Below are 24,330 nucleotides of genomic sequence, written 5' to 3' on the forward strand. Positions count from 1 at the left end.
GAGAGGTCACAAAATGAAAAAATTATCTCAAACAAAGACGATATTGCTTTTGACTTTTCTCGTTATAGTATGGGGAGTCAACTGGCCGTTATCAAAAATGGCCCTTGAATACACACCACCACTGCTTTTTGCCGGGATACGAACCGTCCTTGGAGGATTAATATTGCTTGTGTTTGCATTGCCACGTATCAAGCAACTAAGATTTAAGGAAACATGGCACTTATATGTTATTTCTGCTGTATTAAACATTATTATTTTTTACGGATTGCAAACAGTCGGGTTAGGTTTTATGCCGGCAGGCCTATTTTCTGCAATTGTATTTATAGAGCCAGTTCTTCTTGGCATTTTTTCATGGCTTTGGCTTGGGGAATTAATGTATGGATTGAAAATTGTTGGATTGATATTAGGGTTTGTTGGCGTTGCTGTTATAAGTATGGGCGGTCTAACTGGTGATATCTCTGTCATTGGAATATTCCTTGCCCTTGGTTCAGCGGTTGGCTGGGGCTTAGGCACGGTTTTTGTGAAAAAAACAGGCAATCGAGTTGACTCGATATGGATGGTTACCATGCAGCTTCTGATAGGCGGAATCGTCTTATTAACGATTGGATCAGGAACAGAAAGCTGGTCCAGTATTGATTGGCAGCTTCCTTTCATTGCTAACCTGTTGTTCATTTCCATATTTGTGATTGCATTTGGCTGGCTCGTCTACTTTACACTTGTTGGCGCTGGTGAGGCAAGTAAAGTTGGTTCGTACACCTTTCTCATACCGCTAATTGCCATTTTCTGCAGCTCTATTGTTTTAAATGAATCGATAACCTTCAAGCTAGTATTAGGACTAATATGTATTGTTATCAGCATATGCTTTGTGAATATTAAGCTAAAACCTAGAAGTGTGAAAACACAAATAAATGAAAGATTATAGTATTTTGTAGAAAAGAGTCTTTTGCTTACAAAAGGCTCTTTTCTTTTGGGGATTTGTCAATAAAATGAAATTGACTGAGGCGGAAATGTTGAAATTTATATAAATTAACAAATTGTGGTTTATTATATGAAAAATCCTTAAAAAATTCAATGAAGATGCTTGCATCCGACTGGAGAAAATAATAAGGTGTATGTAGCAATTTTATAAGTATTATTTCGGGGGTACTAAATGTCACATGTAAAACAACATGTAGTGAGCATACTAGATTATGAAAAAACAGGGCATCAAACCATTTTTGTGCAGTTTTCAGGAATGGATGCCATTACAGGCAAAAACTTTGCAGGAGAGGTCAAGTTTGTCGGCTCTATGCCATATGGTGATTTAATTCATCCAAAAAGAACCTTTTTATCAACAGAATGCAGAGAACATGTACAAGCATGGCTAATAGATAAGTATTGTTCAGGTGCATTTAACTAAATCATTTAAGGGAGTGGGAAGTATCGACAGTATAAAAGTGAAAAGTCCAAAAGACTGCGGTAACTCACCTAAAAAAAGATTTATTAACGAACATATTATTGCTTTAGCAAGGAAAGACATCGGTATGCTAGAGACTACTTTTACTAATAATAGTAATTGGATTTTAGTCGGACAAGAATCAGCTACTGGGAAAAAAGAGGTGCTTGAGGCGATACTAGACCGCTTCAATAGAGAAATAGCAGAAATAGAGGTTCAGCAAATCATTACACACGGCAGTACCGCTGCTGCTCATGGCAGCTTTAAAACAGCAGAGGGCAGTGAGTTCTCCTTCGGTCATTTATACCAATTCGTTAGTGCAGGAAAGAATGTAATTAAGGAAATGACTACATATTTGATAATGACAAATTGATTGGGGGCATATAATGAAGGAGTCTGAATGGCTGAAATGGGCGAAGGAGCTGCAAGCAATAGCCCAAACAGGATTGACTTACTCAAAGGATGTATATGATAAGGAAAGATTTGAATCAATTCGCAGAATAAGTGTGGAGATATTGGCTAAGTATACTAATATGGATGCTTCCATCATCAAGGACTTGTTTGCAAATGAAACAGGCTACGCAACTCCAAAGGTTGATATAAGAGCAGCTGTGTTTTTAGATAAGAAGATTTTGTTAGTAAAGGAAAAAACAGATGGCAAATGGGCATTGCCTGGCGGTTGGGGAGACATCGGCTTATCTCCAAGTGAAGTTGCTGTTAAAGAAGTGAAGGAGGAATCTGGTTTTGACGTAAAAGCATTGAAATTGATTGCAGTGTTTGATAAGAAATTTCATAACCATCCTCCATCTCCAATACATGTGTATAAGCTGTTGATCCAGTGTGAAATTATTGGTGGTCTTGCAGCAGAAGGGATAGAAACAAGCGCTGTTCAGTTTTTTGCAGAAAGCAATCTCCCGCCGCTGTCATTGCCAAGAAATACAGAGGCACAGATTCAACTTGCTTTTAAGCATTTATATAATCAAAATGAGCCAGTATATTTTGATTAATATTTTTTTTAAAAAGCTGTTGACATCTAACGATAAATATTTTATTATTATCTCATATTCAAGATATATTAATTCGAGATATTGTTAATCAACTTCATTTTATTTTTTTAAATAAATATCTCGAATTCAAAATAAATTAATTAGAAGAGTGGAGGAAAAATGAAATGAGCAAAAAAACAATGGGAATTCATCATATTACAGCAATTGTCGGGCATCCACAGGAAAATGTTGATTTTTATGCAGGTGTATTAGGATTAAGATTAGTGAAACAAACGGTTAACTTTGATGATCCTGGAACATATCATCTCTATTTCGGTAATGAAGGCGGCAAGCCTGGTACAATTATTACGTTCTTCCCATGGGCTGGAGCAAGGCAAGGGAAGATTGGAGATGGTCAAGTAGGTGTCACTTCTTATGCTGTACCAGTCGGAGCATTAAGTTTCTGGGAAAAAAGACTAGAAAAATTCAATATTCCTTTTGAAAAAGCGGAGCACTTTGGAGAAATGTATCTTGAATTTAATGATCCACATGGCCTTCAGCTACAATTAGTTGAAAGAGCAGAAGGAGAAGAAAATACTTGGACATTCGGCAATGTGACTCCAGATGTGGCCATTAAAGGTTTTGGCGGTGCAACATTGTTGTCTGCACAACCAGAAAAAACGGCTGAATTGTTGGAGCATGTAATGGGACTTGAAGTCGTCGGAAAAGAAACCGATATTATCCGATTCCGCTCAACAGCTGATATCGGTAATATTATTGATCTAAAAACAACGACTATTGGCAGAGGTGAAATGGGAGTCGGCACTGTTCATCATATTGCTTGGCGTGCTACTGATGATGCAGACCAATTAGACTGGCAGGAATATATCGCAGATAAAGGATATGGTGTAACAGCTGTTCGTGACAGAAACTACTTTAATGCTATCTACTTTAGAGAGCATGGAGAGATTTTATTTGAAATTGCTACAGATCCTCCAGGGTTTGCTCATGATGAAACGCTTGAAACAATGGGAACAAACTTGAAGCTGCCAGCGCAATATGAGCAGCATCGTGCACAGCTTGAGAAAGTCCTTATCCCAATTGAAGTAAAACAGCTAGATTAACCGTGTGAAGCCATAGGTAATATGGCTTCACAGGAGGGTTATTTAAGTCACATAAAAAAATGAAGAAATAGTAGAGGAGAAGATAAAAAATGGAAGATTTAGGTTTATTATTAATTCGAGTAATGGTTGGAATTGTGTTTATGTTTTATGGATCACAGAAGCTGTTCGGATTATTTGGTGGACACGGAATAAAAGGAACAGGCGGCTGGTTTGAGTCTATTGGTGTGAAACCAGGGGTACCTGCAGCAGTATTGAGCGGCCTTGGTGAGTTCTTAAGTGGAATTTTGTTTATTATAGGTTTATTTTTACCATTGGCAGCAGCTATCATTACGATTATTATGGCAGGAGCAATTGTAAAAGTTCATGGTTCGAAAGGCTTTGCCAATGGTGCAGGCGGTTATGAATATAATTTAATGCTTATTGTTGTGGCAATTGGAATGGCTTTAGTTGGACCTGGAGCATTTGCATTAGGCTTATAAGAAATTAAGTAGGTATACTGTTATTGACCTTTATATATGTAAGTGATATAATTATCACGAATTAAAGATATCTTAATTAAAAATAAAAATATATTTTTTCGCTCATATCTCGATATCGAGATAAAAATAGGAGGACTATTCCATGAATGAATTAAAAGGACTTCATCACATTACAGCAATTACAAGCAGCGCTGAAAAAATTTATGAGTTTTTTACTAATGTTCTAGGATTAAGACTTGTGAAAAAAACAGTTAATCAGGATGACATCCAAACATATCATTTATACTTCACTGATGATGTTGGCAGTCCTGGTACAGACATGACATTTTTCGATTTTCCTGGTATCCCAAAAGGAGTGCACGGCACGAATGAAATTTCAAAAACCTCTTTCCGTGTGCCGACAGACGCAGCTCTTGCATATTGGGTGAAACGCTTTGACAAATACGATGTAAAACATAAAGGCATTCAAGAGCAATTTGGTAAAAAGACGTTAGCATTTATCGATTTTGACGACCAGCAGTACCAGTTAATTTCAGATGAACAAAATGAAGGAGTTCCAGCAGGTACACCGTGGCAAAATGGTCCAGTGCCATTAGAATTTGCGATAACTGGTTTAGGACCAATTTTTGTTCGAACATCTTATTTTGATTACTTCAAAGAGGTATTGGAGAAAGTGTTCCTCATGAAGGAGGTAGGGCAGGAAGATTCATTCCATCTATTTGAAATGGGTGAAGGCGGGAATGGTGCACAAGTAATCGTCGAATTCAATAACATTCTCCCTCAAGCGCGACAAGGATTTGGGACAATCCACCATGCTGCATTTCGTGTGGCAGATCGCGCTGAATTGGATGAATGGACAAATCGGTTATCAAGCTTCCAATTACCAAATTCAGGTTTTGTGGAGCGATACTATTTCGGATCCTTGTACTCTAATGTGGCACCACAAGTATTGTTTGAATTGGCAACAGATGGACCAGGATTCATGGGTGATGAGCCGTATGAAACGCTTGGAGAAAAATTATCACTACCGCCATTCTTTGAATCAAAACGAGATGAAATTGAGCAGCTTGTCCGCCCAATCAACACCGTTCGCAGCAATCTAAAAATAGACAAAGAATATTTGTAATAAAAGGGGATTATGTTAATGGGTTTTTTCAGTAAACTATTTGGAACAAAACAAGAGGAGGAACAAACAATGGAAAAATTAAATATCGGTATTATACTTGGATCTACTAGAGAAGGACGTGTAAGTCCACAGGTTGGCGCATGGGTGAAGGAATTAGCAGATAAACGCGGTGATGCAAACTATACAGTTATTGATATCGCTGATTATAAATTGCCATTCTTAGGTGAGCCAGGTGCGGATGCTTCAGGAGCTGCTGCTTGGTCTGAAATTATCGCGAAACAAGACGGCTTCGTATTTATCGTGCAAGAATACAACCACTCTATTACAGCAGCATTGAAAAATGCTTTAGACTTCCTTCGTGATGAATGGAATAACAAAGCTGCAGGTATTGTTTCTTACGGTTCAGTTGGTGGCGCTCGTGCAGCAGAGCATCTGCGTGGAATACTAGGAGAATTGCTTGTGGCAGATGTTCGTGTACACCCAGCATTGTCTTTATTCACTGATTTTGAAAATGGGACAGAATTCAAACCGAAAGAAGTTCAAGGAGAGTCAGTTAACCAAATGCTAGACCAAGTAATACCATGGTCAACTGCATTGAAAACTATCCGTAAATAATAGTATGAAGATAAGCCTGTGCATGCTGCACAGGCTTATTTGTTAATATAGGGCAGTTTTTTTATATTTACAGAGAATCAATTCAAGTCAACACGCACCTTGCTATGCAATGTTCGTGTTTTGCTTGTTTTTTATTACACTCGAGAATGAACTCTTTCCCCTTGAACCCAAACCTCTTTAATGTTTTCTGGGCGAACAAGATAAATGATCTTTTGGAAAATGTCATCTAAAGCTTCATGAGCATCAAAAATAGGAAGCTTTGCTGATGGCGTCTTTGTATCAATAATTTGGACGTCCCACGTATAGTTTTCTTCTAATTTTCCAATAGGCAGGCTTAAGCTTTCACCACCGCCAGCAGTAGCTAAATAAAAGGCTTCATGAATGGAAATACGAGAATCTGCCACGCCACGTTCTTCTGTACAAAGAGCGGTACTGACACCATCCTCTAGCATTCTAGACGAGACGACTGCTTGTTTGGCATTGTCATAAATACTCGGTGTAGCACCTGCTGAAATGTCTGTTCCAAGCCCTACATCGATTCCCATCGCTTGAAACCTTTTCAACGGCAATACACTGTTGGCAAAGTATGCGTTTGAGAGTGGACAGTGGCTAATGGCGGTACCAGTGCTAGCGAACAATTCAGCATCCTTGTCATCAAGGAAATTACTATGTGCCATGACAGATTTATCGCCTAACAATCCGAAGTCATGAAGTGCGAAGGCATCATTTTTCTGGAATCTATCCTTCACATATTGATGAGCCCAATCACTTTCACTGCAATGTGACTGGATATGAGTGTCGTATTTAGCTGCAAGCTCACCAAGTCCTTTCAATGCTTCATCTGAACAGCTCGGGATAAAACGCGGAGTTACAACAGGGTAGACACCTTGCTTTACTTCCTTGGCTAAATCCTTCATTGCAAGGATAAACTCCTCCGTATCTTTTATAGCTGTTTTTGGATCTGCATCTCGGTAGTAATCTGGATTTTGGTCTGGATCATCCATGACTACCTTTCCAACAAGACCGCGTTGACCCTTTCTTGCACAAATTTCTGCTAATAACAAGCTTGCTTCCTTGTGGACTGTCGCAAAATACAGGACAGTAGTGGTTCCGTTAGCGAGTAATGTACTAACTAAATCCTCATACACAGTTTTGGCAAATGCCAAATCCGCATATTTTGCTTCAAGTGGAAAGGTATACGTATGCAGCCAATCATACAGCGGAAGATCCAGGGCAGTACCTGATTGAGCCCATTGCGGAGCGTGAACATGTAAATCGACAAAACCAGGTAAGAAATATTGGCCATCTTCCAACTGATGAAAGTTAGCTTCTTCTTGATGTTTAGCTAAAAGGGATGTGTAATCCTCTTGTTCAGGACTAACAATCTTTTCGATTATCCCATTGTCATTTACAAAAAAGAGATGATTCTCCAAAATATTTACTTTTTCAGGAGAGTAACTGGTAAATGCGGTCCCATGAAAAATATACGTATAATTAATAATAAACACCTTCCTATCGTTCGTGTTTTATGGTAATATAAATATTGTAATAGATGATTAATAGCTAGTCTACAGGAAATCAGATAGTTTTACTAGATTTTAAATATTAAGAAAAAACTATTTTTGAAAAATATCTTGCACTAAAAAAAAATCGTGGTATTGTAGTAAAAAACAAAACTAAATAGTGTTTTTCATATAATCGTGGGGATATGGCCTACAAGTTTCTACCTGTTTACCGTAAATAAACTGACTATGAAAAGCAAAAAGAATGGTCTATGGGTTTAGTCTATTCTTTTGATACTTTGAATCTATAAAGCTCGAAGTACATGCTTTTCTGTTGTCTGGAAAATTATGTATTTCGAGCTTTTTGCGTTGGTAGAAACTTTTGATTATATGAATGTCTAGTAACCTACAGGGGGAATGGGAGAATGGCAAAAGGTATGAAGGAGAATATGACGGGAGAAAAAGAAAATATTTCCGTTGGTAAGTCGATATTTTTAGGGTTACAGCAAGTATTAGCAATGGATTTATTTATTCCGCCAATCATCTTGGCAGGCTTACTTTCATTTTCTGTATCAGATAGTGCTTTGTTGATTCAAATGACATTTATTGCTTGCGGTATTGCCACAATTATTCAAGCAGGATTTGCAATGAGGCTTCCTGTTATGCAAGGGCCGTCATTTGTGCCATTAAGTGCACTGGCAGCAATTGGCACAACATCTGGTATTGGGGCGATGATTGGCAGTTTAATACCAGGTGCGTTAATCGTTGCTTTATTAGGTTATCCGCTTAAGGTTTATAGTAAGGTCGTTAGAAAAATCATTCCACCTATCGTTGCAGGGACGGTGATTGTGGTTGTTGGACTTTCATTAATGCCAAGTGCCATTAATTCTATTTACTCAGCAGAAGGCAGCTTTGGAGAGAACATCCTTATTGCTACAATTACAGCTGCTATTCTTATATTTTGTATGTATGTTGGCGAAAAAGCGAAATCCAAATGGAAATATATTAAAGTTGTGTCCGTTGTATTAGCACTTATTATAGGTTCAATTATTGCTTCCTTCTTTGGATTAGTTCATTTTGATTCGCTTAAGACTGCTGCATGGTTCCAAATGCCAGGTCTATTTTCATTCGGTATGCCAGAGTTTAATCTCCATGCCATTATCGTTATGATCGTTGTTTACCTTATTGTCACTATAGAAACTACTGGAACTTGGTTTACTGTAAGTAAAGTAACTGGCGAAGAGCTAGATGACAAGCGTTTAAATGGTGGAGCACTTGGTGAAGGGTTAGGCTGTTTTGTTGGTTCCTTCTTTGGAGGAACACCCGTAACAGGTTATTCTTCTAATGCTGGTATTATTGCGATAACTGGAGTGAAGAGCCGTAAACCAATTATTGTAGGTGGAGTTATTTTAGTATTACTTGGCATGATGCCAAAGCTCACAAGCTTAATCGCATGTATTCCTAGTGTGGTTGTGAATAGCGTATTTGCGATTTTATGTGTTGTTATCATGATGAATGGTTTTAAAGTTATTAAAGATGAAGCATTCACTGAAAGAAATATGCTTGTTATCGGTGTCCCAATTATGCTTGCATTATTTGCTGTATTGATGCCTGCTGATGTGCTAGCAGGATTGCCGGAAATCGTTACTTATTTTGTATCATCTGGAACAGCTATTGGAGCAATTGCTGCATTGGTACTGAACCTAGTGTTACCACAGAAAAAAGACGATAAAGTTAAAGTTAATGATGTTTCCATGAACGTAAACTAGGAAGAAAAAAGGAGAGTCAACACTATGATGCAACAGGATAGACTATGGAATGAATGGCATCCAGTATGTAAAGCAGAGGAGCTATTAGAAGATCCCAAGCAAGTATTTGTGCTTGGCGAAAGAGTCGCTATTTTCCGAAATGAAAAGGGAGTTCATGCCTTTAAGGATTTATGTATCCACCGTGGTGCTGCCCTTTCGCTTGGAAAGGTGAAAAACGGGAATTTAGTGTGTGCCTACCATGCTTGGGAATATGATTGTGTAGGAGCATGTGTAAAGATACCTGCCCTTCCAAATGGCAGAGCGATTCCAAAAAAGGCTAAAGCGACTGTTTATCATTGTGAAGAATATCTTGGGCTGATTTGGGTGAACTTAGGCGACAATCCGTCGCCGCTTATTTCTTATCCAGAATATAACATGGAGAATCACCGTACTGTCATTTGTGGCCCATATGATGTAAATGCAAACGCACCAAGAATTATCGAGAACTTTCTTGATGTGTCACATCTTATGTTCGTACATGAAGGCTTATTAGGAGACGAGGAACATGCGGAAGTAGTAGATTATAAAGTAGATTTTATCGATAATCGCTATATTACAAGCAAAATTCCTGTTTACCAGCCAAATCCAGATGGCCGTTCAAAAGGCGGGTATGCAGACTATGTATACGAAATCTTAAATCCAACAACAGCTCGATTTACGAAAACATCTGAAGGCTCTGATGATGCATTAACGATTCTGCTAATTGTTAATCAAGCGGGAAATGAACAATCACAGGCTTATATGCTGTTAACAAGAAACTATGATTTGGATATGCCTGACGAACCATTTGTTGAGTTCCAAGACACGATTTTTTATCAGGATCTTGATATTGTACAAAGTCAAAAACCAGAATTGCTTCCGTTAGATTTACAAGCGGAATTACATCTTAAATCAGATGCGTTAACAATTGCTTATCGCAGATGGTTAAATCAATTGGGTGTTGAGAATGGGACTACACCAGTATTAGAGAGAGTGTAAGCGCGGGGATACCCGTGCTTTTTTTATTGCGGGCAGGTGGAAACAATTATTATACGTTTTTAAGATTTATTTTGTCCGATCTTTAATATAATGAAAAAAAAAGACAGGAGTTAGGACAATGACTGAATTTCACGAAATAAAAATTATCAACACACAAAAAAATAATATGATAGATATTATATATTTTCACGATGATTTTTTTGGATATCTTGAAGAAGCACATCCTCGTCAAATAGAACTGTTAAATAATCTCCCGGTTTTTTATCCAGATAATATAGATTTCAATCATTTATCTGTACAAGATTTTAAGTTTTTAAAAAAATTCCATACAAAGAAAGCAACAGAAAAAGGTATTTCTTTAGCAGGAATAAGTATAATCAATGGTTGTTCTTTTGAAGAATTATTAGACATAAGTAAACAGTTAATAATAGCTGAAAATTCAGTTGATTATACACCTAATAAATTCGTTAATACTTTTACAAAAGATGAAACGAAAAGTAATCTTGAAAAATTATCAACTATATTGAGTAATATATCGCTACATAAAACAGAATATATATTGCTGTGGGAAGGTATTTAAAAGGAATGTTTAAGGTGTAGCGGTACACAAAAAGGCTGGAGCAAAAGTATTTAAGGTTAGGTTAAAACTGGGCTGTTTAATAGAATATTGTTTGATAGTTCAGAGATTTATTTGGGTATTTTCTGCTACCAAGAGGAGGCTCCATCCTCCCTGCGGAAAGCGAGTGGCCGCAGTGCAATGAAACTTCCATACTCGATTGTTTCAAAGCTAGATGATACGTTATAGCTGGTTCGTCTCGACCTCTTACTACATAATACAGATAAAAAGGTACAAGCACTCAATCACTTACTGAATATCATATAGGAAGTTTATGAAAAAGAGTGTGATGAAAATGAATAAACAAAGAAGTGGTAATTCGGGCTCTAACCGTACTCCGTTAACCCAATCTAGTTTACAGGCAACGTCAAGCTATACTGTCAACATAGCAGTTATTGGGGATAGTCATGTAGGCTATTTGAACAGCCAAAGTATTTTTAATAATTTTCTCCCAAGGGCGATAAATAGTGGGACGAAAAGGTATGTCATTTTTGGCGGAGACAATGCCCATGCATTAGGAGCTTTTACAACAGCAGAGGCGCGAAGCTATTATCAGCAGTTCAAAAACATTGTGGATCACAATTTAGGACCGAAAAATATCTACTATCGGACATCAATAGGAAACTGGGAGGATACGAGCAGAAATGATAGTAGGAATTTATTTCTGCAATATTTTAACCCGTTAACAGGCAGGGTGAGTATTCCGAGAACTCGAGGGTTAGTGCAGCATGTATGGCTTGATAATGGGACGGGGACATTCAGCCAAGACAGTATTAATCTATTAAATAATTTAGATCCTAATCATTACTATATTATTGATACACATTGGCCTCTTTATGTACCAGGAATCTATAATACAGTTAGTTCTGATCATGTCGTGAGCAGACAAGAAACAGACCGGTTTTTTAATGCAATTCCAGCTAATGTAAGGAGCAGAATCCTTGGTATCTTCACACATCATGCCCATGTTTTTTATTCAAAGCTAACAAATATTCATGCTAACTTTCCGAATACCCCATTTTTTGTGACTGGTTGTTCTGGTGATTATAAATGTTCTTCCTTTGAAAGTGGATACTATGATGCAGACATAACCATCCAAAGTAATAACCAAGCATCCTTACAGGTAAGAGAAGTGATTCTTTAATTTTGTAAAATAATGGGCTGAAGTACCCTTGATAAAAATATTCTTGCTATTTTTTATTTTATTTGATAAGATATAGGAAGCGTATACAGAACGGATTGTAACTGTTAAATCAGGCAAAACCGATTACCTTATTTTTAAAGGGTGGGTTTTGCCTTTTTCTCTATATATCGGAGGGTAATAAAGTGAAAATCGAGAAAATATTAAACAACAATGCGGTTATCTCTTTAAAAGATAATCAAGAAATTATTATCATTGGTCGCGGGATAGCTTTTCAAAAGCGAGCTGGTGATCAGATTGCTGAAGAGCAAATTGATAAAATTTTCACTTTAGAAAACGAAGATATGATGACGAATTTCAAAACCTTGATAGCTGATATGCCGATTGAATATATGCAATTATCAGAGAAGATTATTGCTTATGCAAAGATGAAGCTTGGTAAGAAATTAAACGAAAGCATTTATATTCATTTAACAGACCATATTTATTATGCGGTGGATCGCTTTAAGAACCACCTTCCAATAAAAAATGGATTACTTTGGGAAATTAGACAACTGTATAGAGATGAGTATGAGGTAGGACTAGAAGCATTGAATATGATTTGTGATCAATTTGGTGTAATCTTGCCAGAGGATGAAGCAGGATTTTTGGCACTTCACTTCATCAACGCTGAGTTGAATGAAGAGATGCCAGTTGTTCATGATATGACAAAAATCATGCAGGAAATCTTAACACTTGTAAGGTATCACTTTAAAATTGATTTTAATGAAAATTCGCTGCATTTCTACCGCTTTATTACACATCTTAAGTTTTTTGCGCAGCGTTTAGTGAAAGGTAATCACTATAACAGCTCAACAGATGACGATTTATATCAAGTAATTCAAATGAAATACCCTGATGCACATACATGTGCCCTGAAAATAAAGAAATTTATTGAAAGCATGTATACCTATGTGTTAACAGACGAAGAAATGATTTATTTAACCATCCATATAGAACGAGTTGTCAAAAGCAATAATGACAAATAGGGTTGTAACCTAGCGGGCAAAACCTAAATCAAACAGAGATGTTTTGATTTAGGTTTTTTTGTTGGAAATTTTTACGTCAATAGGGAATGAATATAAGTGTTATAAAGAAAAGGAGAAAAGAAAATGAGTAATACTAAACTTGCTAATGACATTGTCGATTTAGTAGGCAAAGAAGAAAATATCTCAAGCCTTGTTCACTGTGCAACACGCTTGCGTTTCAAATTAAACGATAGCAGCAAAGCGAACAAAGAAGCTTTGCAAAACTTAGACGGGGTGCTTAGTGTTGTAGAAAGTGGCGGCCAGTTCCAAGTAGTAATTGGCAGCCATGTTCCAGAAGTTTATAAAGAGATAAATAAGATTGCCAATATTGGCAGTTCAGAGCAAGCTCCAGCAAATGCACCGAAGCAAGGAATTGGTGCACAGATTTTTGAAGTTATCTCACGCAGCTTCTCTCCATTAATTGGAGCACTTGCTGGTGCAGGTATGTTAAAAGCAATCTTAACGGTCTTAACAATGTCAGGGCTGTTATCAACAACAAGTGGTACGTACTCGATTCTGTCTGCGGCCGGAAATGCAGTATTCTATTTCCTTCCGATTCTTTTAGGGATTACGATTTCTACTAAACTTGGTGCAAATCCATATGTTGGTGGAACAATTGGGGCAGCGTTACTTGAGCCTAATTTCACTGGGTTAATGACAGAGACAAGCAATGTGTCTAGCTTTATTGGAATTCCAGTTGTACTAATGGATTATTCCTCAACCGTATTCCCTGTGTTTATTGCGATTTGTATTTATGCACTTTTAGATAAATTCTTAAAGAAAATTATTCATAAAGACCTGCAGTTATTCTTAGTACCAATGCTTTCTTTAATGATTATTGTCCCATTAACTGTGTTGGCATTCGGTCCATTTGGAGTGTATGTAGGAAACTGGATTGGTGATGGAATTAGCTTCTTAAGTTCGAAGAGTGGTTGGTTAGCAGGTGCTGTTATGGGTGCAGGCTGGACATTCTTAACAATACTTGGACTTCACTGGGGTCTTGTGCCGCTTATCCTTCAGAATTTGGCAGAAGGTTATGATCCATTAATGGCGATGCTTTCTGCAGCTGTATTCGCCCAAATGGGATTAGCAGTTGGTATTTTCTTGAAAGCAAAAGACAAAAAGGTCAAAACAGTTGCTGGTTCAACTTTCTTGCCAGCAGCATTAGCAGGTGTAACAGAACCAATTATCTATGGTCTATTGCTTCGTAATAAAAGAACAATTCCGTTTGTGGCGATTGCTGGAGCAATCGGAGGGGGAATTAGTGGCGCGCTTGGAAATAAAGCAATGTCATTTGCTTTCCCAGCCTTCTTAACAATCCCAGCGTACACACCAATTGTTTCCTTTATCATTCCGATGCTAATTGCCTTTGTCATTGCTTTAGTACTAGTATTAGTACTTGGTTTTGAAGATAAAAAGAATAAAGAAGAAGTTCAAGAAGAAGTAGCTGTAAAAGAAGTAGAAAAGGTAGAAGTGCCTTCCCAGCCACTTTTAAAACAAGAAGTAATTCTTAGTCCATTAACAGGATCTGTTCTTCCATTATCAGAAGTCGATGATGTTGTATTTGCTTCTGAAGCAATGGGAAAAGGGATAGCGATTGAGCCAACAGTTGGGAAAGCTGTTTCTCCAGTGAACGGGACTATTACAACTATTTTCCCAACAGGTCATGCGATTGGTATTACGTCAACAGATGGAGTAGAAATATTAATTCATATTGGTATAAACACTGTTCAATTGAATGGGCAGCACTATACACCGCATGTTAAACAAGATGATGTAGTAAAACAAGGCGATGTGTTAGTAGAGTTTGATATTGAAAAAATTAAAGAAGCTGGCTATCCGGTAACAACGCCTGTGATTATTACAAACACAGGTCAGTATGCAGAGGTAGTTGGAACAATGGAAGAAAATATTGTCCAATCTGAAAAATTATTAACTGTTATTGTATAAACCAATGTGAATAAGGAGAGAGTGTTACACTATTCTCTCCTTTATTATAAAGGAGGAAACAATTATGACATCAACATTTAAGTTCCCAGAAGGCTTTCTTTGGGGCGGAGCTACAGCAGCAAACCAATTAGAAGGTGCATCTAATGAAGGCGGAAAAGGACTAAATACACCAGACGTGTTGCCAGGTGGAAAAGTTCGCTTAAAAGTACTTTCAGATCCAGGCTTTGACTTTGAGCTGGACACAGAGAAGTATACATACCCAAATCATGAGGCAATCGACTTCTATCACCGTTATAAAGAAGATATCGCACTTTTCGCAGAAATGGGATTCAAGACATTCCGTATGTCTATTGCTTGGTCAAGGATTTTCCCAAATGGTAATGAGCTTACTCCAAACGAGGAAGGCTTAGCATTCTATGACCGTGTATTTGATGAGCTACTAAAATACAATATTGAACCAGTTGTGACAATTTCTCACTATGAATTGCCGATTCATCTAGTAAAAGAATATGGTGGCTGGAGAAGCCGTGAATTAGTAACATTCTTTGAGCGTTATGTAACTGTTTTATTCAACCGTTACAAAGACAAAGTAAAATACTGGATGACATTTAATGAAATCAACAGCAGCCTTCATATGCCAATCCTTGGCTTAGGGTTTGCAATCCAAAGCGAAGAAGACCGTTACCAGCCAACATTCCAAGCATATCATCATCAGTTTGTAGCAAGTGCAAGAGCGGTTCAGCTTTGCCATGAAATCATTCCTGGTGCACAAATTGGCTGTATGCTTGTTTATCTGCCAACATATTCAGTAGATTCCAATCCAGAAAATGTTCTTTTCGCATTGCAAGAAGAACAAATCTTTAATTATTTCTGTGGAGATGTGCAAGTGCGAGGTCATTATCCAGCATTCATTAAGCGCTACTTCAAAGAACATAATATTGAGCTAGATATTCAAGACGGCGATTTAGAGCTGATTAAAGAAAATACTGTTGATTATGTAGCACTGAGCTACTATATGTCACGTACAGAAAAGAAAGACAAAAAACCAGAAGAAGTCGGCCAAGGAAATATCTTGGGCGGAATCAAAAATTCCTTCTTGAAAGCAAGTGATTGGGGCTGGGAAATTGATCCTACTGGATTAAGAATCTCACTAAACCAATTATATGATCGCTATGAAAAACCATTATTCGTTGTCGAAAACGGATTAGGTGCTTATGATAAAGTAGAAGAAGACGGAACTATTAACGATGATTACCGTATTGATTACTTAAGTGAGCATATTAAAGCAATGGGAGAAGCAGTACAAGATGGTGTTGAGCTTATGGGCTATACACCGTGGGGCTGTATCGACCTAGTAAGTGCTTCAACAGGCGAAATGTCAAAACGCTACGGTTTCATCTATGTAGATAAACATGATGATGGAAGCGGAACTTTAGAGCGCAGCAAGAAAAAATCATTTGACTGGTTCAAAAATGTGATTGCCACAAATGGTGAAGAGCTATAATAGTAAAAAGCATGGGACTTGGTCTCATGCTTTTTTTGTATTCAATAAGTTAACATAAGAAACCATAATTGGAGGGAAAATAAGCAAAAAGGAGGTTGTTTTATGGTGAAATATTCGGCAGTTATATGGATGCTTGTGTTATTTTTTCTTCCTTCTCAAGCTTGGGCGCAGCAAAAGGTGCCAATCCTTATATATCACTCTATCGATGAATTTAAAGGTCAAGGCTCTAAGGAGCTATATGTAACACCTGAAAACTTTGAAAAACAAATGATATATTTACGAGACCATGGTTTTACGTTATTAACATTCGAACATTGGCAGGACACTTCAAAGGTTAAAAAGCCAATTTTTCTTACGTTTGATGATGGATACAAAAACAATATGAAAGTTTATTCTATCTTTGAAAAGTTGGAAACAGACCAGTTTCGACCGACTGCTACATTTTTTGTTATCTCAGACTTTATCGGCCGTTCCAACCGCCTATCAAAGACTGAATTGAAAAAGCTGGCTGATAGTGGAATGGTCTCTGTCCAATCACATACGGCGACACATCCCGACTTAACGAAGATAACAAATTATAAGGAAGAGCTGGAGGGTGCAAGAGATGCTATTAAGAGTATTACAGGCAAACCAGTTATAGCAGTAGCCTATCCATACGGCAGCTTTAACAGCAAAGTGATGGAGGAAGCGAAAAAATATTATTCATTCGGATTAAGTACAACACCCCAATATTATTCCGAGAATGGTCTTAAAAACGAGTTGTTTCTACTGCCGCGTATATATATTAAGTACTCCACTTCAATCAGTGATTTTGAAAAAATAGTAAACGGTGGATAGCCTTTATTAAAAAAGGCAGATGACGAAAAAACTACTAATGAATATTGGAAAATAATGAGATATAATTTATGAAAGTTATATGTCATTCTTTGGGGTTTTGAGACGCTTTTTCATAAATAAGATATGATAGAAAAAAACATTGAAAGGGGAGGGGAAAAATTCAATGAGTTTAACTGTTAATATATCTAAACAGGACGACAAGCGTAAAACTATACGGTTTTTGACAGTGGGTATCATTATTGCTGTAACCGCATTATACATAGTAGCTTATTTCAATTTAAAGCATGATGTAGAGAAAGAAAATATGCTCTTAAATTCAGTGCAAGGCGCAAATACACAGTGGAAAAGCTCAGGTAAGGAATTTCATTTGTGGAGTGCGATTTCCTATTTCCAAGAAGAAAAAACGATTGGCGAACAAAAAGTTGTCACAAGTTCATTGAAGGAGAAGGTTAGTGTTCTTGGCAATATGGAATCGAATTTAGAAGTTTCCATTTTAGCAGACAGCAGCTATGAAGATGACGGAAGCAAAGAACTGTTTTTTTATGATCCGAAAACAGACTATGAGAATCTACCGCAGGAGCTGAACATGCTGGCTGACATGAACAGCAATACAATGGCAGAGGTTGCACTTTCCTTCGATAATTCCTATTCTTTAACAGAAATAGAGGATATACTTGGCTCCAAGCATGTTAATTGGCTGTGGGTAGACACAGCAACAGATGCAGAATTACAAGAAATGAATATGTCGCTAATTGAAGATAATGCTTACGCTGGGGATACAACAATCGGTTTTCAAGTGAAAGGGGCCGGATTTGTTAGTCATGGACAAGTATTCCTTGATAAACTAAAAAAACTAAGTGATGATGAAGCATATCGAAAAGAAGCTGAACTCGTTTTATCTGGAATAAGTAAAAGTACTTTTCCGTCCGTAAAAGATATCAAAGTGAGAGGCGCTGTTATTTCAGGCACGCCAGAACAGTTGGCTGCCTTTATGAAAGTAAAAATGATTAAAGCATCCACGATAGGAACAAAAATACACCAGATATAAAGGGAGGCGAGAGGCTTGAAACATGAATGGAGAAAGCATGAAAAGAGCTTGTATTTGCCCAAAGCAACACCAGATCTTGTCGAGGTACCAGCACAAAAGTTTTTTATGATAGATGGCCAAGGAAATCCTAATGGAGAAGAGTTTGCCGAAAGGGTTAAAGTTTTATATTCAATGGCGTATGCTGTTCGTATGATGCCTAAAGGAGGAGTTACTCCTCCTGGTTATGTAGAATATACAGTTTATCCGCTAGAAGGAATATGGAGTTTAACAGAGAAAGGCAGGAAACTGAAAGAACTGAATAAAGATGAATTCCTCTATACAATCATGATAAGACAGCCCGAGTTTGTGACAAAGGAAGTTGCACAAATGGCATTAGAAAAAGTAATGAAAAAGAATCCTCATCCCTTCTTAGAACGAGTGTATTTCCAAACCTCCGAGGAAAGCCTTAATATCCAAATGCTGCATATCGGTCCATATGATGACGAACCAGAAAGCTTTGCCAAAATGGACGAGTTTGCGCAGGAAAATAACCTCCTAAGAATTGAAAAGGAGCACAGAGAAATATACTTGTCTGATGCAAGGAAAGTGGCTCCAGAAAAACTAAAAACCGTTTTGAGATATAAAGTCCAACCTAAATGAAGTTAATAAAAAGGGAACTTGATTAAGTTCCCTTTTTCGACTGTTATTGTGGGATAAAGTCATAAACAATTAAACCAATGGAAAGTAAAGAAACGGTAAAAAAGAGTATGGTATTACCGAATATGGAGATTATCTTAAACACTGATTTCTCCCCCTTAAACCCGAAAACAACCCCGAGTATTGGTGTGATAATCATAGGTGCGAAAAACAAATATCCTAACCATTCAAATCCAGTAAAATATGAATTGCCTGTTGGAGAGTATAGACTGCCAACCATATATGCCAGTAATGTCCATCCTATTGTTCCTAAAAAGCAATAAAATGAGAAGGAAGTATAAATATTTCTCAAAGTAAAAAACCTCTTCCAATAATTGTCTTATCGGTTCATAATATACAAATAATGGTATCGTTGAAAGTGCAATATTACCTGATTGAAGGATCGCAAACTAAAAAGGCTATAAGCAAGTTGGCCTATATATGAAACTAAAATGGAGTGATGACAATGGCTGAAACAACATGCCCTCAATGCAACAGCGACAATATAAACAAGGGAGTTATTGTATCAGGAGTTAATAACTTGCATATGTATGCTTATGATAATAGAAGACGCGGGTCTTCCCCAATTTTGTCTTATTACTGTGAGAAATGTGGCTATATTATTGGATCGTTTGTGGAGAATCCCAATAGACTAGCAGACTAGCAAGGGAATATGCCGCCAGCCTACTACAAAAATCGAGGTGGTAACTATGGGCAAATTTCCATTAATTTTGTCAATTTCAGCAATATCAGGTGGTGGAAAAACGACAGTAGCAAAAAGGCTGGCTGCTCATCTAAATGAAGGAGTAAGAATAGTACATTATGATGAATATCAGTTAACCGGACCAAGTGACTTCGGCAATTGGGCTGTGAGTAGCGGAGATTATAATGATTGGGATGTGTCGCCAATTGTTAAAGATATTAATTTACATATTAAAAATCCAGAAGTAAAATACATTATTCTGGATTATCCTTTTTCTTATCTTCATGCTCAGTTGAAGGATATGATTAGCATCTCTATTTTCATTTATTTTCATTGATACGCCATTAGATATAGCTATGGCAAGAAGGCTTATCCGTGGAAATTACATAACAGTGGATATGATAAAAATAGATTCTCAAATCTATCTGGATAAGGGCAGAAAAGCATATCAAATCATGATTGAGAAGGTAAAACCAAGTGCTGATAGAGTTATAGATGGAACTCTGTCAGTAGAAGCTATCACGCAAAAACTAGTAAATATAATAAGGAGCAAAAGCCTAAATGAACGTTAGAATATCAGCAAAAGCCATTATTATAGATAATGATAGATTATTGTTAACAAAGAATAAAGACGACGAAGGGCATTTTTATTTATTCCCAGGGGGCGGACAGGAGCATGGAGAAACATTACATCATGCTGTGAAAAGAGAGTGCTTAGAAGAAATTGGCGAAGATGTCGAGGTTGGAGAGCTGCTGTTTATCCGAGAATACATCGGGAAAAATCACGAGCACGCATCCTTTGATTCAAACTTTCATCAAGTTGAACATTATTTTATATGCCGTTTGTTAAATGAAAATGATATTCTGCCATCAAATCCAGATAGTCACCAAGTTGGAATGGAATGGCTGCCTATTCAACAATTACAAAACTACAGGATTTATCCGAAGGAACTGCTTCCGTATCTTATCAAATATACAAAAAATAGATCAACTCCTGTTTATTTAGGGGATATAAATTAAGCCTGAATACTGAGTCTATCTGTTTTGACAAAGTTTAAGACTATTTATTACTTAATTTCTCTTAGTGACTTACCTTCATGGAGCTCCTGGATTCCTTCTTCACATACTCCGTATGAACGCCAGGAGCATGTTTCACAAATAATTGGGATATCGGAAGGCACAGCATGTGTTAGAATAGCTGTTTCAATATCTCTCCAACGAATAATCTCACCAACATGAAGTCCTAGTTTTTCTAAAAAAGCAGAATCTCTATCATATATATGACTGTCTAAACAATGGTACTTTCCTGAATTAGGATATTTCTCGCATAATTGATCAGGACCTTCTACAATTTGAACCAATGTTTCGGGATTTTTCCGCAATGTTTGATGCAGCTTGGTCATGTTTTGTACGTACTCTGCTGAATAGCCCATCCCCCGGTATCCTAACAGACAGAAAAGATGATGACCCCGAAGTTTATACATGAAAATCCTCCTGTATTTTTGATATGTAAACTATAATTATATTTTAGTTAACTTATTATTAATATAGCATTTATTTCATACAAGCGTAAATAAAGAATTTTCTCGAATCTATATATTTCGGGAATTGCAAACGAAAATGCTCAAGGATAATAAAGTGAAAGTGGAGAGGGCGAGATATAGTCTTATAGATAAGTTAGGTGGTGGACTGTTCAACAGAGCTTTCGCAAATAAAAGCAAGCTGTTTCCTATTGTTTTTTAATGGATGTCTACCCGAAGCTTAGAGGAGAACTATAAAGGGCCAGCGACTTTGCTAGCCCCTGTTTCATATATCAATGGTTAACGATACTTTCCTCAACATCTTTAGCTGCTAATGCTCGCCTGCGACCGAGTTCAACATCCATATCTGTCCGCTTCTCATCCAGTTTATAAAAGAACATGGTAATTCCTATCAGTACACAAATAATTAATGGAACCCAGATAAAGCTGATTTCAATATAATGCAAGGCAGTTGTCGTTTGGGTGGCATTTGGCACATAGCCGCCCAATTTCAAAAACACACCTACAAGCGCACTGCCGAGACCTAAGCTGACTTTAACAAAAAAGCCTTGGAAAGCAGCAATCATGCCGGAAATACTGCGATGGTTTTTGTACTCTGAATAATCAATAACGTCTGGCTGGATGGAAAAGGTCGTGCCGAATATTCCATAAATCCCAAGTCCTGTTATTGTTAAGCCAGCAATCAGCATGGAAGGGGAGGTTTTTCCGAAATAAATAACTAAATCGCCAATGATATAAATGACAGTACTTAAAAGCAATACGGTTTTCTTCGGCATTTTCTTTTGCAGCCATGGTAATAGAAGCAGCATTGGCAGACCTGATAATATCCCGAATAATCCTACAAATGTGAGCCAATCCGTCCGTCCGAGATTGTAAGTGAAATAGTAGATGACGGTTGTATTGCGAATAACAAATAGGCCAAAGTAAAGAAAATTTAAGATGAAGAAAATAACAGCAGGTCCGGTTAATCCTTTAAAATCTTCTTTAAAGGAGGATTTGCCTGGCTGGACGGTTGGTGGCACAACCTCCTTCGTATTTAAGAAGGTAAACACAAATACAAACACAGCTGCGATACCGTATATAGTCATTGTTACTAAATAACCCTTTTGATCATCTCCTTGACCAAAGTAATGAACCATTGGTGTCGTAATCGTCATAACTAAAGCGCTTCCAATTAATGCGCAAATCATTCTCGTCGAAACTAACCAGTTACGCTCATGATTATCCGACGTTAATCTTGGCACAATGGTGTTTAAAGGGATATTAACGACCGTATATGCAATGTTTAATAAGCAGTATGTGACATATGCCCAGAGAATCTTACCTGACATGCCGACATCAGGAACAATAAAAGTCATGATCGTAAAGACAGCGAATGGTATTGCTCCAATGATGAAATAAGGTCTTCCTTGGCCCCATCTCGTTTTTGTTCTGTCTACTAATAATCCCATGCCGGTATCTGCAAAAGCATCGATGATTTTGGTTACTAACATTAACGTACCAGCAACCGCTGCGCTAATACCAAACACATCTGTATAGAAAAAAAGGAGATAAGATGCCATTGTACTAAATACGAGGTTGCAGGCGAAATCGCCTGCACCGTATCCAATTCTCTTTTTCCATTTATCCATTTTGTCACAGCTCCTTTTGCATATTTACTTAGTCAGCGTACTGAAATGCTTGTTAGTGTTTTCATATCTGTCTTTAAGTTTTGATAGATTGATTTATATACCTTGTAATAGTCATTATATTTACGATGATTTTCTTGATTAGGCATAATTTTATCATCTAATACCTGCCACTTTTTGACATCGTCATAAGAAAGAAGGCCTGTGCCAATACCAGCGAGCATGACATCCCCCATATTTGCTTCTACATCATGGATAGGGCAAACGATTGGATATCCGGTAACGTCTGCGAAAATTTGTCTCCAAAGCTTCGACTTTGTAACACCGCCGGCAAGGAGAATATATTCACCTAAATATTCTCCAGTTGCTTCAATTGCATCTCTTAAGCTGAAGGCAACCGCTTCCAAAAAGGCTCGATACATATGTGCCTTCGTATGTGCCAGCGAAAGTCCGACAATGGTGCCTTTTGCATCAGAATCCCAAATCGGACTTCTTTCCCCCATAAAGTAGGGGAGTACAACCAAGCCATCACTTCCTGCCGGAATGTTAGCCGCCTGTTCATTTAATACATCATAAGCATTTTTGCCGCCGGCTTTTTCTGCTTCCAATTCAAATTGACATAAGGTTTGCCGGAACCATTTTACAATCGCACCTGCAGTCGCACCTCCTGCAAAATAGTAGGAGAGACGTTTAGCATCATATAAATATGGCCAGACAATTAAGTCTTTTCCTTGCACAGGTTTATCAGAAATTAAAGCTGCACACATCGAGGTACCAATTGCTGCTGCATAAATCCCTGAATCGAAAACACCAAGTCCGATAGTTGCTGCACCGCAGTCAATTCCACTTGCAATAACAGGCATACCTGCAGTCAGTCCTAATTCGGCTGCCGCTTCTATCGTTAATCCCCCGACAATATCTGTTGATTCGACGATTTTTTCAGGCATCATGGAGAAAGGAATATCCATTGCAGCCATCATTTCCTTTGACCAAGCCCGATTATTCATATCGAAAATTCCACCAATATTTCCTGCAGAGGAATAATCAATGACAACTTCGCCAGTTAGTTTATAAATGACATAATCATTTGGCGGTAGGAAGAGCTTCGTTTTGCGCCAGTTTTCCGGCTCATTATTTTTCATCCACAATATTTTCGTATATCCATAGTAAGGATCTGCCCCATTATGGGTAACCTCAAGCAGTTTCTCTTTTCCAATAGATTCTAGAACCCAATTTGCTTCTTTTTCTGCTCTGCGGTCCATCCAAATCATACAAGGTCTGACAGGCTCCATATTCTCATCCAATGGGATGCCAGAGCCACCGTAAAGGCCGCTGACAGCAATCCCACGTATATTCTCAGGGGGGATTCCCGATTTTAATACAGTGTTTTTAATAGATGCTTTCGCCGCATCAAGCCAAACAGATGGCCATTGCTCTGCCCACAAAGGCTTTGGTGTTAACACATCGTATTCCTGCAGATCTTGAGCAATTAGATTGCCATCTGTGTCCATTAGTATTGTTTTTGTGCCAGATGTGCCAATGTCTGTGCCGAGTAAGTAGTTCATCG

At 37.7% G+C, this 24,330-nt stretch carries 26 protein-coding genes and 1 riboswitch; of the genes, 21 read left to right on the forward strand and 5 right to left on the reverse strand.

Going from position 1 to position 24,330, the window contains the following annotated elements; translation table 11 throughout:
* Positions 1-13: 13 nt before the first annotated feature.
* From NQZ71_RS24470 to NQZ71_RS24505, 8 genes are all read left to right on the forward strand, one after another.
* Positions 14-922: a DMT family transporter gene (locus NQZ71_RS24470; protein WP_317011938.1), complete on the forward strand. Its 909-nt coding sequence runs from the start codon at positions 14-16 to the stop codon at positions 920-922.
* Positions 923-1,150: 228 nt separating this feature from the next.
* Entirely contained in the window at positions 1,151-1,399 is a 249-nt protein-coding gene (locus NQZ71_RS24475; RefSeq protein WP_144455478.1) for a hypothetical protein, read from the forward strand.
* A gap of 124 nt (positions 1,400-1,523) precedes the next feature.
* Positions 1,524-1,808, forward strand: coding sequence for a hypothetical protein (locus NQZ71_RS24480; protein WP_317011939.1), 285 nt, complete (start codon positions 1,524-1,526; stop codon positions 1,806-1,808).
* Between the two features lie 13 nt (positions 1,809-1,821).
* Positions 1,822-2,442, forward strand: a complete 621-nt coding sequence (locus NQZ71_RS24485; protein ID WP_317011940.1) for an NUDIX hydrolase — start codon at positions 1,822-1,824, stop codon at positions 2,440-2,442.
* Between the two features lie 164 nt (positions 2,443-2,606).
* Positions 2,607-3,545, forward strand: coding sequence for a ring-cleaving dioxygenase (locus NQZ71_RS24490; protein ID WP_317011941.1), 939 nt, complete (start codon positions 2,607-2,609; stop codon positions 3,543-3,545).
* A gap of 89 nt (positions 3,546-3,634) precedes the next feature.
* Positions 3,635-4,024, forward strand: a complete 390-nt coding sequence (locus NQZ71_RS24495) for a DoxX family protein (RefSeq protein ID WP_144455472.1) — start codon at positions 3,635-3,637, stop codon at positions 4,022-4,024.
* A 142-nt stretch (positions 4,025-4,166) separates the two neighbouring features.
* Entirely contained in the window at positions 4,167-5,150 is a 984-nt protein-coding gene (locus NQZ71_RS24500; protein ID WP_317011942.1) for a ring-cleaving dioxygenase, read from the forward strand.
* A gap of 18 nt (positions 5,151-5,168) precedes the next feature.
* Positions 5,169-5,765 carry an NADPH-dependent FMN reductase gene (locus NQZ71_RS24505; protein ID WP_260054365.1) on the forward strand — a complete coding sequence of 199 codons (597 nt, stop codon included), beginning with the start codon at positions 5,169-5,171 and terminating at the stop codon, positions 5,763-5,765.
* A gap of 134 nt (positions 5,766-5,899) precedes the next feature.
* Here the strand turns inward: NQZ71_RS24505 and guaD are convergent, their stop codons facing one another.
* A complete protein-coding gene (guaD, locus tag NQZ71_RS24510; protein ID WP_317012532.1) occupies positions 5,900-7,267 on the reverse strand; it encodes a guanine deaminase in 1,368 nt (455 codons plus the stop codon).
* A gap of 168 nt (positions 7,268-7,435) precedes the next feature.
* A riboswitch (purine riboswitch) is annotated at positions 7,436-7,537 on the forward strand.
* Between the two features lie 155 nt (positions 7,538-7,692).
* On the opposite strand from guaD, the gene NQZ71_RS24515 reads away from it, so the two are divergent.
* The 10 genes from NQZ71_RS24515 (at position 7,693) to NQZ71_RS24560 (ending at position 18,855) form a co-directional block, all read left to right on the forward strand.
* Positions 7,693-9,036: a nucleobase:cation symporter-2 family protein gene (locus tag NQZ71_RS24515; protein WP_144455468.1), complete on the forward strand. Its 1,344-nt coding sequence runs from the start codon at positions 7,693-7,695 to the stop codon at positions 9,034-9,036.
* Positions 9,037-9,063: 27 nt separating this feature from the next.
* Complete coding sequence (locus tag NQZ71_RS24520) at positions 9,064-10,053, forward strand: aromatic ring-hydroxylating dioxygenase subunit alpha (RefSeq protein ID WP_127739581.1); 990 nt, start codon at positions 9,064-9,066, stop codon at positions 10,051-10,053.
* Between the two features lie 118 nt (positions 10,054-10,171).
* Positions 10,172-10,633, forward strand: coding sequence for a hypothetical protein (locus NQZ71_RS24525; RefSeq protein WP_317011944.1), 462 nt, complete (start codon positions 10,172-10,174; stop codon positions 10,631-10,633).
* Positions 10,634-10,964: 331 nt separating this feature from the next.
* Positions 10,965-11,813, forward strand: a complete 849-nt coding sequence (locus tag NQZ71_RS24530; protein ID WP_317011945.1) for a hypothetical protein — start codon at positions 10,965-10,967, stop codon at positions 11,811-11,813.
* A gap of 182 nt (positions 11,814-11,995) precedes the next feature.
* A complete protein-coding gene (gene licT / locus NQZ71_RS24535) occupies positions 11,996-12,838 on the forward strand; it encodes a BglG family transcription antiterminator LicT (protein ID WP_144455462.1) in 843 nt (280 codons plus the stop codon).
* A 123-nt stretch (positions 12,839-12,961) separates the two neighbouring features.
* A complete protein-coding gene (locus tag NQZ71_RS24540; RefSeq protein ID WP_260054369.1) occupies positions 12,962-14,827 on the forward strand; it encodes a beta-glucoside-specific PTS transporter subunit IIABC in 1,866 nt (621 codons plus the stop codon).
* A 64-nt stretch (positions 14,828-14,891) separates the two neighbouring features.
* Positions 14,892-16,331: a glycoside hydrolase family 1 protein gene (locus NQZ71_RS24545; protein ID WP_275008662.1), complete on the forward strand. Its 1,440-nt coding sequence runs from the start codon at positions 14,892-14,894 to the stop codon at positions 16,329-16,331.
* Between the two features lie 102 nt (positions 16,332-16,433).
* A complete protein-coding gene (locus NQZ71_RS24550) occupies positions 16,434-17,168 on the forward strand; it encodes a polysaccharide deacetylase family protein (protein ID WP_317011946.1) in 735 nt (244 codons plus the stop codon).
* A 163-nt stretch (positions 17,169-17,331) separates the two neighbouring features.
* Positions 17,332-18,216, forward strand: a complete 885-nt coding sequence (locus tag NQZ71_RS24555; RefSeq protein WP_317011947.1) for an anti sigma factor C-terminal domain-containing protein — start codon at positions 17,332-17,334, stop codon at positions 18,214-18,216.
* Between the two features lie 15 nt (positions 18,217-18,231).
* Positions 18,232-18,855: a GyrI-like domain-containing protein gene (locus NQZ71_RS24560; RefSeq protein ID WP_275008665.1), complete on the forward strand. Its 624-nt coding sequence runs from the start codon at positions 18,232-18,234 to the stop codon at positions 18,853-18,855.
* A gap of 43 nt (positions 18,856-18,898) precedes the next feature.
* Here NQZ71_RS24560 and NQZ71_RS24565 read toward each other — a convergent pair whose 3' ends face one another.
* Positions 18,899-19,204: a hypothetical protein gene (locus NQZ71_RS24565; RefSeq protein WP_260054374.1), complete on the reverse strand. Its 306-nt coding sequence runs from the start codon at positions 19,202-19,204 to the stop codon at positions 18,899-18,901.
* A 153-nt stretch (positions 19,205-19,357) separates the two neighbouring features.
* Here NQZ71_RS24565 and NQZ71_RS24570 point away from each other — a divergent pair, with 153 nt between their 5' ends.
* From NQZ71_RS24570 to NQZ71_RS24580, 3 genes are all read left to right on the forward strand, one after another.
* Positions 19,358-19,555, forward strand: a complete 198-nt coding sequence (locus tag NQZ71_RS24570; protein WP_317011948.1) for an acetyltransferase — start codon at positions 19,358-19,360, stop codon at positions 19,553-19,555.
* Positions 19,556-19,601: 46 nt separating this feature from the next.
* On the forward strand, positions 19,602-19,931 hold the full coding sequence (locus tag NQZ71_RS24575) for a nucleoside/nucleotide kinase family protein (protein ID WP_317011949.1): 330 nt from the start codon (positions 19,602-19,604) through the stop codon (positions 19,929-19,931).
* Positions 19,932-20,155: 224 nt separating this feature from the next.
* Positions 20,156-20,614 (forward strand): NUDIX domain-containing protein, encoded by a 459-nt coding sequence (locus NQZ71_RS24580; protein ID WP_275008667.1) that lies wholly within the window; start codon positions 20,156-20,158, stop codon positions 20,612-20,614.
* A gap of 47 nt (positions 20,615-20,661) precedes the next feature.
* Here NQZ71_RS24580 and NQZ71_RS24585 read toward each other — a convergent pair whose 3' ends face one another.
* From NQZ71_RS24585 to NQZ71_RS24595, 3 genes are all read right to left on the reverse strand, one after another.
* Complete coding sequence (locus NQZ71_RS24585; RefSeq protein ID WP_144455445.1) at positions 20,662-21,078, reverse strand: DUF1284 domain-containing protein; 417 nt, start codon at positions 21,076-21,078, stop codon at positions 20,662-20,664.
* A 329-nt stretch (positions 21,079-21,407) separates the two neighbouring features.
* On the reverse strand, positions 21,408-22,766 hold the full coding sequence (locus NQZ71_RS24590; RefSeq protein ID WP_144455443.1) for an MFS transporter: 1,359 nt from the start codon (positions 22,764-22,766) through the stop codon (positions 21,408-21,410).
* Between the two features lie 32 nt (positions 22,767-22,798).
* On the reverse strand, positions 22,799-24,328 hold the full coding sequence (locus NQZ71_RS24595; protein ID WP_144455441.1) for an FGGY-family carbohydrate kinase: 1,530 nt from the start codon (positions 24,326-24,328) through the stop codon (positions 22,799-22,801).
* Positions 24,329-24,330 lie beyond the last annotated feature (2 nt).

Origin of the sequence: Niallia taxi (genome assembly GCF_032818155.1) — a bacterium.
In the GTDB taxonomy this organism is placed as follows: domain Bacteria; phylum Bacillota; class Bacilli; order Bacillales; family Cytobacillaceae; genus Niallia; species Niallia taxi_A.